This window comes from Citrobacter sp. wls613 (assembly GCF_005281195.1).
In the GTDB taxonomy this organism is placed as follows: Bacteria; Pseudomonadota; Gammaproteobacteria; order Enterobacterales; family Enterobacteriaceae; genus Citrobacter; species Citrobacter gillenii.
The window spans coordinates 55,307-66,826 of sequence record NZ_SZXN01000050.1; the positions used below are offsets into that span (position 1 = coordinate 55,307).

Here is an 11,520-nt window from a genome sequence, read left to right on the forward strand (position 1 = left end):
GTCGGTGTTCGCCAACACGCGAAGTCGCTCCTGGGCGCGCCGCTCTTCGGTAATATCGGTCCCGGAACAGATCAGAAATATTTCGTTCTTACCGCTGCCGTTATGCACAAATTTATTACGAAACAGGAACAGGCGCTGACCCTTACAGGTGTTAACCCAGCGCTCGACTTCATACGAGTTGCCTTCACGAAAAAAAACGTCAATATTGCGTCTTGATGCCGCAGCTTCACGACGGCTCATAAACAGCGTGAAGACGCTTTGCCCGATCACTTCACGTTCTCTTAGTCCGGTGTATTCTTCGCATAACCGATTAAAACGTTGAATGTTGCCCTGTCGGTCAAGTATCACGATAACTGAATTGGCTTCCGATACGACCTGTTCGGCAAAGGATAATCCTTGTGCCAGATCGCGTGCCACAGAAGGGGTGTCGTCCCAGGCTGATGCGCTACCTGCCCATTCACGTTTATTAATTTTTCGCCCGACAAGGTGCACGGGAATGTCATCCGTATCGATGGGAAGGGTCATCAACAGACTAGATGTAATCACTGTCATTTCCCGAATGCGATCGGCTTGTTCCGGTGATAATTTGATGGTTTGTTCTGCTGCGGCCGTTTCGTCAATAGAGAAATGCAGGATGTTACACTCCTCTGACAAACGCCAGTAAGGGTTGTGAGAACCCACAAAGCTATACAACGTTACCAACTCCCGAACGTCTTTCATGATGTGTACTATCCCGTTTAAAGCGCATAGAGCCTCAAAAGTAAGGGTAGCCATGATTCATACAGGGTGATTATGGCTGAACATATTGTTTTATTTATATATTTATGTGTAATCCAGATTCAGAAAAAAGCAAAGTCAGCAGACCTGAAAAGAGTAAAAATAATTTGGACTGGATGAAGGAAGTGTAGTGCGTGGCGGCGTATCAGGGGGAAAAGAAAACGACCTTTCACAAAAAGAGAAAGGCCGTTGAGTTTAGTGGTGCTACGCGGCTGGACGTGCGATAACGCTGCGGGTTTCCATTCGCACTTCTGCGATGGTCACGTCGATCACGTCAGTGACCTTGTAAACCACGTCACCTTTGATCTGTACCGTGCCGTTTTCCTGGCTGCACACCAGTTCATCACGGACCGCGTGCAGGAACGGTGCCGGGATAAACGCGACGGCGCCATTGTCGACTAAGCGCACCCGCATACCGCCGCGGCTGACATCGATGATTTCAGCCGCAAAACGGGTGTCAGTCCCGGCTTTGTCACTCAGGAAGCGGGCGTATAACCAGTCACCGACGTCGCGTTCGGCCATCCGGTTCAGGCGACGGCGTTCCGTCATCTGTATCGTGATGTCGTCCTGTGGTCGAGCGATGGTTTCGCCTTTAATTACCGCTTTTAACAGGCGATGGTTGATCATATCGCCATACTTACGGATAGGTGAGGTCCAGGTGGCGTATGCCTCCAGGCCCAGCCCAAAGTGCGGACCTGGCTCGACGCTGATTTCAGCGTAGGACTGGAAACGGCGAATACGGCTATCGAGGAAACCAGAAGGTTGAGCATCCAGTTCACGACGCAGTTTGCAGAAGCCTTCCAGCGTCAACACTTCTTCGGCATCCACGTGCATACCATGGGTTTTCAGCAGGGCGGCCAACGCTTCAGCATTCGCCGGATCGAACCCCATGTGTACGTTATAAATCCCGAAGCCTAGTTTGTCGCGAAGAACGCGCGCGGCGCAGATGTTTGCCGCAATCATCGACTCTTCCACGATACGATTAGCAATGCGACGTGGTTCCGCCACGATATCCAGCACTTCACCTTTTTCACCCAGTACAAAGCGGTAATCCGGGCGATCTTTAAACACCAGGGCGTGGTTATGACGCCACTCGCCACGGCTCATGCAGATACGCTGCAGCAGACGGATCTGCTCGGCAATCTCGTCGTTTTCAGGCTGCCAGCCATTATTCCCTTCCAGCCAGTCAGACACGTTGTCATAGGCCAGTTTCGCTTTGGATTCGATGGTCGCCGTGAAGAAGGTGATGTCGTCTTCAATAGTGCCGTCAGCCGCAATGGTCATGCGGCAAGCGAGCACCGGACGGACTTCGTTAGCCCGCAGCGAGCACAGGTCGTCTGACAGTTCACGCGGTAACATCGGGATATTGAAGCCCGGGAGATAGTTGGTGAACGCGCGAATTTTAGCAGTGTTATCCAGCTTGCTGCCTTCGGCAATCCAGGCGGTAGGATCGGCAATGGCGACGGTTAATTGCAGTTTGCCATCTGCCAGTTCCTCGGCGTACAGCGCATCGTCCATATCTTCGGTGCTGGCACTGTCAATGGTGACGAAGTTCAGTGCGGTAAGATCCTGACGTTCCAGACCTTCATCCAGCATTTCGGTGGCTACGCCGTTAGGTGCTTCTTTTTCAAGATTGTGGCGCGCCAGCGTGACCCACCAGGGGGCGAAATGATCGTCAGCAAAGGTGATGAACTGGGTTAATTCAGCGTAGAAGGTGCGGTCGCCTTTCAGCGGATGGCGACGCATTTCTGCGACGGCCCAGTCACCTTCCTTAAATTCATGATCCACACCGCGAGCAGCGCGGCAGGGGATAGCGTCTTTCAGTAACGGATGATCTGGCACAATGGACAGACGATCGTTCTTACCCTGAACTTTACCCACGAAACGCGTCAGGAACGGTTCAACCAGTTCTTCCGGCTCGGCAGATTCGCGATCTTTTTCGCTATGGATCACCGCGACAATGCGGTCACCATGCATCACTTTTTTCATCTGCGGCGGTGGAATGAAATAGCTTTTTTGTGCATCGACTTCCAGGAAGCCAAAGCCTTTTTCCGTGGCTTTTACCACCCCTTCAGCACGCGGCGTCTGGGAATGTAGTTGCTGTTTAAGCTGCGCTAGCAGCGGGTTGTCCTGAAGCATAATTGTCTATTTTCGTGGCCAAAAGAGCGGCTGACAGTTTTACGCGAAACTGCCAGTCGCAGCAAGCGCTCTTTCAATGAGCGGAGTGGTTAGTGAGTCTCGCCCAGCGCGATTTTCAAGCGATTCAACCATCCGCACAATCCACTCCAGGCCAGTAAGTTAATAGTCTGTTCCGATGAGGTACCCTGTTCAAATAACGGGGTTAACAGTGCGGCGCTAAAACGGTCGGGCGCCCTGGTTAACCATTGTACCGCTTGCAGGGTAGCGCGCTCAACCGGATGTCGTTGTTCCCAGCGCTGCAATTCGCGTTCATCCAGACGCAGTATCGTGATGAAGTCCGCCAGTTGATGAGCAGTGAGGGCCTGTTCATTAAAGCATGCCACGCTGCCGTTAATGCGTGATGTCAGCAGTGTGGCGAGAGAAAACGCCCTCGACGGTGTATCTGTACATAGCGTACTGGTCAGCAATGATCTGAGTAAAGCCAGTATCGTCGGTGAATGTGCCAGCAGCGGCGCGAGCGTTTGTAAATCCGGGATGCGCCCGTTTTGGTCAACGCTGCCTGGTGAAGCCTCGCGAGGCGGGATGACGTCTATCGGGAATGCGGCAATATGCCATTGTGCATCGGCGTTGTTAAAAATAGCGGCCTGCGCGTATTGCTGAACATCAAGGCCCGGTATGCGACGCAAGGGATGGCCAAAATAAGCCTGAAGGACCGCCACGACACGGGCCTGAAAACCGACAAAGCCGATGACCTGATTAATCAAGATGATATCGCAGGTTGTTAATCCAACGTCATCAAGATGCTGGCGATCGCGTGCGCCAATCACAGCGGGAGAACTGGCAAGTTGGCGAGCATACTGGGTAATTTGTGCCAGCCGGTGATTACTCTCACGGGAGGAGTCCGGGCCTGGTAGCGGGGTCAAACGCGCTGCGTAGTGGTTACACAATCGTTGGATGCCGTAAACCTGAGCGACAGTTAAGGCGGTACTCATTCGTTCATAGGCGCTGAACGTATGTAACGGATTTAGGGCAACATCAGCAGGGAAGAGAATGTGAGCAAGTTCACGGGCAGGTTCTAACCAGGACTGAAAGGGTAACAGCGCGACTTCCGGTATCGCCAGGTTCAGCAAAAAACTGTCTTCGACGTCTGCTGCTTCTGGCACCAGCGGAAGAACGTCTTGCGGATAGGTGCTGGACTGCGTTTCATGATACCAGTGGTTTTTGCCTTCAATTCGGCGTTGTTCCATGGGCGTTCCTTGGTCAAAAAAGTGGCGACCCGGATACGTCGTTATGTTCGTCCGCCGGATCGTTTGCGCTGCAATATCCTGGCGTAAGCTGATGAGGGGATGAAAGATTGTTACGTGATAATAAATATCAGAAAAGTATATATGACAGGGAGTAGCTGACGGGAGGGGGAAAAAATCATGGGCGACATCGCGCCGCCCACAGAGGAGGTCTGAAAGATTATTTCAGTTCCAGCTCGTTCATTGCCGCGATGCTGAAGCCACCATCAACGTGAACGACTTCGCCAGAGATGCCGGCAGACAGGTCAGAACAGAGGAATGCTGCTGAGTTGCCCACATCTTCAATGGTCACGGTACGACGAATCGGAGTAACTGCTTCGCAATGGGCCAGCATTTTACGGAAATCTTTGATGCCAGAAGCCGCCAGAGTACGGATTGGACCTGCGGAGATTGCGTTGACACGCACACCTTCTGGACCCATCGCGTTAGCCATATAGCGGACGTTTGCTTCCAGAGACGCTTTCGCCAGACCCATTACGTTGTAGTTCGGGATAGCGCGCTCTGCGCCCAGGTAGGACAGCGTCAGCAGTGCAGAGCCTGGATTCAGCATCGTGCGGCAGGCTTTTGCCATCGCTACAAAGCTGTAGGCGCTGATGTCATGAGCGATTTTAAAGCCTTCGCGGGTTACCGCATTCACATAGTCGCCATCCAGCTGGTCTGCCGGTGCGAAACCGATGGAGTGTACGAAACCGTCGAATTTTTCCCAGGTTTTGCCCAGTTCAGCGAACATGGTGTCGATGCTGGCGTCTTCAGCCACATCGCACTGCAGGACGATGTTGGAACCCAGTTGAGCTGCAAATTCTTCCACGCGGCCTTTCAGTTTGTCGTTCTGGTAGGTGAACGCCAGTTCAGCTCCCTCGCGGTGCATCGCTTGAGCGATACCGTAGGCGATGGACAATTTACTGGCAAGACCGGTCACCAGAATGCGCTTACCGGAAAGAAAACCCATAGCTTTAATCCTTATAGTCATTACTTATTTTTTTAGCAATCAATGCGTTATGATTGCAATTTCAAGGTCACTCGAAATTGGTCTGAAATTATATCCCACTCTCTGCCCCTTGTGTCACGATCTTTCTCTGCGAGTCACCATACGGTTAACGACAGTAAAAGGGATTTCGGGAACCGTGGCATCGTTGTCAGTATCAGTGGCCTGTCACTATTCGTTGCACGTGAGGAGTATATCACTCCCCCCAGGTTCTGCCTCCTCCAACCAGACCGGAGCAGGGGCGAGGGCAGAAAACACGAGGACTCAACGACGTAAAATGGTATGATTTAGCGCTAGTCGATGTTGATGAACATATCAATGTCAGAAGATTCTTAAAACTAAAAAATCGGCTATATTCATCCTGTTATCATATATTGTTTTTATCGATCAATAATGAATCATTGATCGATATTATTGATTGATTATAATTAAAAGCGCATTATCAGTATGTTATGATCAATTGGAGTGGTCTTATGCGCTATCATTTCATCGCGGAACCGATGAGAGACACAACGGAAAAGTTGCTGGGTGTTGAGATGATCGCCCGGTTTACCTCAGAGACGGTTCACCCGTTACATTCAGATTTCATCATTGCCGCGTGGAATAGTGCACAAAAACGCCATTTCATGCTTGAACAAATCGCGTTAATCACCCGAAAGCGCGCCTGGTTTGAGAGCAATAACCTTTTTTGTACACTTAATCTGATTGATGAAATGGCGCTTCTCGCGATAGGCGACCCTGCCATAACCTCGGCCTTACACGCTATGCCGTTTATTGCACTTCAACTCTCAGAACGTTTCCTGTCGAATACTGCTTGCCTGAATAACCTGCTGATTAATTCTCTGCGTGACGGGCCTAATGCCTTGTGGTTGAGCAATCTTGGCTCTGGTAGCGTGGGGGCAAACCCGCTGGTCAGCGGTAATTTTGATGTAGTGAAAATGGATCGCGGCTTCTTTTTGTCGCAGGTCGAAAAGCCGATGTTCCCGGTTCTGATTAAGAACATCAGGGAATATTGTGACCGAGTGGTCGTCGAGGGGCTGGAGGATGCGCGGCTTATTGATGAACTAAGCCATGCGGGTATCTGGGCCGTGCAGGGTGATATTTTCCCGCCGGTTGCATTTAGCGACATTGAAGCATTGCTACCTGCAGATATTGTTCACTGACGATATAAAAAGCCCTCCATCAGAGGAGGGCGTCAATAACAGTTAGCGATCTTTGCGCCAGGCATCGGCGGTCAGTGCCTCACTTCATCCAGTCAAGGGAAATAGAACCTCTGGTTAACGGCTATCCTGCTTTATATGGTTAGCCTTAAATATTGAAATCCCTTTCTGGCGGATTGAATCAATCCACAAATCTGCCATCCATGCGCCAATAGCAAAATGCTGAATGGTACATTCACGCATAAGCCGGTGTTCGTTCGCTATTGTTGTCGGCATCAACGCACTGTCATCAGTATTCAGACACACCGAAAGCGGGCCGGAGCGCAGACCATATTTGTTGAATTTATCACCAGGTTTTAACCATTCTGGATTGGGTGGGTTCCAGCGAAACAGGGGATGCTCATGGTATTTTTCAAACCGTCCGATATAAATATTTGATGTTGGACAGGCTTCAATGACCAGTCCGATTCGACTGTATTTCTCAATGAGATAGTCCTGGATGGCTTCGTATAACCGGAGTTCACCTGGAGAAATAATGTCCTCATCGTCGCAGGTATGCGCAACAAAACTTTCAGTGCCACCCGGTAGACAGTTGACGGAAATAATACGATTAACGGACGGATTTTTATCGCTATCTAAATAACGTTCCCATAGCTTTTTTGCTGTCCGTTTAGTCAACGGGTTTTGATCTTCGCCGGCAACCATGTTCCAGTCCGGAACCCATTCTTGTCGGGTGGCGATTTCAGTTTCCAGGAAAGAATAGTCGGGCCAGTTTCGGCGGAGTAACCATGCCCGGTACAAAAGGTCGGGAGTATAAACATCTTCATACAGCAATTGAGACCAATAGTGGATCTTATCTCTTAATTCATGCATCACCGGGATATGTTCAACGGTATGCTGCGAAAGTAAAACAGCCTGGTGATATGCCCAGACAAGATTATCGAGATGTTGTCCTGCGGTAATATAGGCGCGACGTTGCCGTTTTGCCCAATCGTAAACATCTACTCCTAATGCTAATCCATGCCCCAGTCGATCTCCTTCAGTGAGCTGACAAAATTCGACAGCTTCATCCATTGAGCGTAGCCCGCATAACAGGTGGCTGTAATCTTCTCCCGCATGAACGGTAATAAATGGTCTGGGTAATCTCACTGACCAGTGTTCTCCGGCACGATACTTTGCGGCGCGTAATACGCGTAACGCCGGAGCAAATACTTCAACAGGTAGGTCGTTTTCATTACCCGCGACATCGTAACCACGAATCAGTTTACGCACATCAATCCTTTGTTCGGGACCACCGAGAGTCGTCTGGTAATCCGTCTCCTGAATCGTGACCGATGTGGAAAAACTCTCTAGTGCGCGTACCTGCGTCAATAACTCACTGCGCAGTGTTTCTAATCGACGATCGTTACGCGGGTGCTTACCGTATCCCCGACGAAAATGCACAACGATATGTGCTTGCTCAGACATCGCCCGCTGATCGTGGCGCATAAAGAAGTCAGTGAGCTTATGGTGGTAAATATTATTTTTATTGCCTAATAAGAAAGTGGGACTGACTCGATACTCACGATTAATATTGATGCTGTTGTCAAAATCAACGGTATCACTTTTACTGTTATCTTTACTGGCACCTAGTCTGCCAACGTCGAAATAATCAACGAACTGGCCCAAGCCGACAGCAGAAACCACCATGTAATTGCGTAAGATATTACAAACTCGGATCAAATTAATGAGAACTGACGGGTAGTGGCTTGTTGACGTGTTCATCATTAGTCCACAGCAGAATAATAACCACCGCTGATGGCCAAAAGGGTGTGTTTGCGTGGCCGTTTGTAAGATTCTTTGTTGGGGCGTCGTCGGTTGTTGAGTGTAAGGCAGATCATGTAGCGACAAACCTTCACCATTGGAAAGGTGAGCATAGTTTATCGAGGTTGAAGTATTGAAAATGCTGCTGAGCAAACATGATGAATACTTTTTCATCCACTCAGGCAGATCGTTTTTTTCCAGTCTCTGACTTTCAAAAAAGGTATATTCCTGGCGATAAGGCCATTTAACCTTTTTCCCGAGAGTGTAATCATTATCAATGAAACTCAACATCGACATTGACGTATAGCCATGCCCATTGAAGTGAACATGGTTATCCGCGTAAGCAATTCCATTGGGCTCGCCGGGGAAAGCAAAGGGGCATTGATTTTCCGTCAGCAGTATAACAATATCTTGTTCTGATAATATCTTCTGATCGTGTAATTGCGCATAGGCTTTAGCAATGATCCATGCAGGATCAATCACCGAACAAAGCATCGACCACGCTTCTAAACGTTCACGGCGAACCTCAAAACAATTGCCGCGCCAGACTAAGAAATCATCCGCTAACCTGGCAATGAGTTTGAGATAGTCGCCATCTGCACAGGGGATGTGCCAAAAGCGCATATTGTTCTGAATATCTTCTTTACGAAGACGTCCGCCGAAGTAGAACTGGTAGTCCAGCGCAGCTTGAGAAACAATTTTTTCCTCTGTAACTGTCGGACTTTTTGTGACGTCCTCCTCGCCGCGGTGGCGCATGAGTTGGTGATAAAACACCCGGTCAGACGCCAGCAATACGGAAGGTATCAGCCAGTGAGGATCTTGGTTATACATGATTTAACTATTGACCTCTTCTCCAATACCCTGCGCAAGACCACGATAGAACCAGGAAACTTGATTATTTTCTTTAAGTTGCGACTGCATTACGCGTGAGGAAAGCAGGCATTTGAGGATATTATGGGCAATTTCGGTATTGCTACTTGCCCACTGTTTAACTTCCTGTGTTTTGATTGTCGTATTGCCCGTCTGTTTATAGTAAAAATCGCGAATATCAGTAAAGGTCATTTTTGAAAAATAGTTTTCATTAAAGAGATCCGCCGCGTTGTTATCCCCAATAGGATAACATTCGGGAGCTTCGATATTGAATATGGGATGGCACCACATGGCAATAACAAGTTCAGCATACTCACTTTTATTGATGTTTTTTAGATTCAGACTGTTATCATCATCAACGGTCAGATCAATAACGCCACTAAGATTGCGGGATAAGGTACGATCGTATTTTGTGAATTCAACGTAATCTCTGACTACAGATGCTCTGGCGCCGGTCGCGACGTTAGTATTAACAACAAGTCCATCTTTAGTGAATGTTAATAAAGAATTGATAAATATATACTCAAAACGTCGCGCCAGATCGGAGAGAAGTTCTTCTCGTGCTTTCTTTTTGTCTAACAAATTCATTCTGAGTACAGCAAGTTGAGAAAAAGCCTTATTAAAAATAACGCTGAGCAGCGGAATCAGGTTTTTACCTTTAAGCTCTGTTATTTTTCTTTTTTTACACCAGTCATAAATTTTTTCTATCAACTCGTTAATATGGCTGGAATAGTCGACGGGATTATCCGGTTGGTTAAAGTTATCGTCCGCTTCTTCTATTTCCCGGGTGTGATTCATCGCAAAAATTGAATAGAAGGGGGCGCGTAAGAAAATATCCTGAAAAATGGCCGTGAATTTATCTTTTTGATAAAAGGTGTCTGGTAAGTTTCCGGTTATAGCCAGTAGGGACCAACCAATAATTTCAAATGCCCTGCTAAAGAAAATATGATGACGCCGATTTAGCTGTCTACTATAATAATCATGGTGAGTATACAGTGCCAACAGTAACGGATTCCCATTTTTAGCCTCTGCTACGGATTTACTTATAAACATTGGCTCCATAATAAATTCTAAAGCAGGCATGCTGCGCAAAATATCTGAACTGTTTGCTACTGAGTTTAAAATACTATGGTTAGTGTCGTGGGCCTTCATATCAATAATAGTGCTGTATTGCTGACTAAAAAACTCTTTACTTGCCCAAGTGTGTCGATTCACTTGTAAGACAGGATTAAAGGCAATTAATTGGCTAAAGTTTAGCTGTTCTGCTTGCTGTGCTACCTGAATATTTAGATACGTCTCCATATTAGTCAGAGCAACACCATCATGATGTCTTTCCGCCCAGTGAGCATATTTTTGACAAATATCAGGGGTGATATGCAGTTGTCCCTTTAATAATGAAGGTGGTAAGCTTCTGATCAACTGGGTGACTTCTCTGGCGCTCACCGGTTGAGTCCAATCAGTGCTGCGTTCTTGTCCATTACATAAAGTATAGAAAGTTTCTTTCAATAAATTTACGTATTGTGGAAAAGTCAGTTTTGATATTTCAGCAGTGTTTTCTGTCTCTGATGTTTTGTAGCGGATCTCTAACTTGGGGAGAAGTTGTTCTACTGGTTGCAGCGGTAATCGAATATGATCTGGAAAAACTTTGGTCAAATAGGCCTCTGACAAACTCTCAGCCATACTGCCAACCCCAAATTTATTATTAGGACCATTAGAAAATGCTTTTTGCGTAATGTGGCGATAGAGCGCATCGTCACCGCTGACTAACGGGAGGATTAGCGGACAGGAGAGTAAACAACGGATGTCATCCAGTACGGCGAAACCATTATCAATTTTCATGTCAACATCATCAATGGGCAATACTAACGCATCACAGCCCATCAGATTTACAGTAGCAATCAAGAAACGATGAAAATCACGCTCGAGATGAATACCGGAACGGTACTTTTGAATTCTATCAATACCCCGTAGCTCATCGATTTCTTGCGACTTTCCTAATGCTCCGGCTAATGTTCGCAAAGCCTGGAAAAAAGCCTCTTTTATCGTCTGGCTAATCTCTGGCTGGTTCAGTTGACCTTCAACGGAAGCATAAATAGAGGCAATGATGACCTCGGAGAAGCGGTCATCAATGTTCAGTAATGTTGGGTCGATGACATCGATAAAGTGTAAGTCGGGTAATTGTGAATATTTGGTGCTGTAATTTGCCCATGCGGCGCTGGCATTGCGTAAGAAGACGGTTTTTCCTGCCCCCCGAGCACCATTGATAAAAATGGCATGATGGTAACTGGTGAGCCGGGCCGTTTTGGGATCTTGTAAATCATTTTTATATTGTCGAGCTTCCAGCCCCATACGAGCCAGGTTCTCAAGCATTTTTTTATTCGCCTGCTGTTGCCACAGGTTATTTTTCTCGCCTTTGGCGCCATCGCCACAAAAATCATCACGGTATTCAGGTGATGCTGCCAACTTACTGATTTAGTGTATG

Annotated in this window: 7 protein-coding genes; 1 reads left to right on the forward strand and 6 read right to left on the reverse strand. The window is 47.8% G+C overall.

Annotated elements, in window-relative coordinates; translation table 11 throughout:
- From FDX01_RS23670 to fabI, 4 genes are all read right to left on the reverse strand, one after another.
- A partial coding sequence (locus FDX01_RS23670) for a PAS domain S-box protein (protein ID WP_249360910.1) occupies window positions 1-720 on the reverse strand: 720 nt, incomplete at its 3' end.
- A gap of 261 nt (window positions 721-981) precedes the next feature.
- On the reverse strand, window positions 982-2,916 hold the full coding sequence (locus FDX01_RS08560) for an exoribonuclease II (protein WP_137399620.1): 1,935 nt from the start codon (window positions 2,914-2,916) through the stop codon (window positions 982-984).
- A gap of 89 nt (window positions 2,917-3,005) precedes the next feature.
- Window positions 3,006-4,163 carry a carboxymuconolactone decarboxylase family protein gene (locus FDX01_RS08565; RefSeq protein ID WP_137399621.1) on the reverse strand — a complete coding sequence of 386 codons (1,158 nt, stop codon included), beginning with the start codon at window positions 4,161-4,163 and terminating at the stop codon, window positions 3,006-3,008.
- A 217-nt stretch (window positions 4,164-4,380) separates the two neighbouring features.
- A complete protein-coding gene (gene fabI, locus FDX01_RS08570; RefSeq protein WP_137361798.1) occupies window positions 4,381-5,169 on the reverse strand; it encodes an enoyl-ACP reductase FabI in 789 nt (262 codons plus the stop codon).
- Between the two features lie 509 nt (window positions 5,170-5,678).
- Here fabI and FDX01_RS08575 point away from each other — a divergent pair.
- Window positions 5,679-6,368 (forward strand): EAL domain-containing protein, encoded by a 690-nt coding sequence (locus FDX01_RS08575; protein ID WP_137399622.1) that lies wholly within the window; start codon window positions 5,679-5,681, stop codon window positions 6,366-6,368.
- A gap of 114 nt (window positions 6,369-6,482) precedes the next feature.
- Here the strand turns inward: FDX01_RS08575 and rdrB are convergent, their stop codons facing one another.
- Both rdrB and rdrA read right to left on the reverse strand, forming a co-directional pair.
- A complete protein-coding gene (gene rdrB, locus FDX01_RS08580; protein WP_137399623.1) occupies window positions 6,483-8,999 on the reverse strand; it encodes an antiviral RADAR system adenosine deaminase RdrB in 2,517 nt (838 codons plus the stop codon).
- A 3-nt stretch (window positions 9,000-9,002) separates the two neighbouring features.
- Entirely contained in the window at window positions 9,003-11,501 is a 2,499-nt protein-coding gene (gene rdrA, locus FDX01_RS08585; protein WP_249360911.1) for an antiviral RADAR system adenosine triphosphatase RdrA, read from the reverse strand.
- Window positions 11,502-11,520 lie beyond the last annotated feature (19 nt).

Excerpts from the sequence above, each read along its gene's own strand:
- FDX01_RS08560 (WP_137399620.1), bottom strand. The coding sequence starts at position 2,916 with ATGCTTCAGGACAACCCGCTGCTAGCGCAGCTTAAACAGCAACTACAT.
- FDX01_RS08565 (WP_137399621.1), bottom strand. The coding sequence starts at position 4,163 with ATGGAACAACGCCGAATTGAAGGCAAAAACCACTGGTATCATGAAACG.
- fabI (WP_137361798.1), bottom strand. The coding sequence starts at position 5,169 with ATGGGTTTTCTTTCCGGTAAGCGCATTCTGGTGACCGGTCTTGCCAGT.
- FDX01_RS08575 (WP_137399622.1), top strand. The coding sequence starts at position 5,679 with ATGCGCTATCATTTCATCGCGGAACCGATGAGAGACACAACGGAAAAG.
- rdrB (WP_137399623.1), bottom strand. The coding sequence starts at position 8,999 with ATGTATAACCAAGATCCTCACTGGCTGATACCTTCCGTATTGCTGGCG.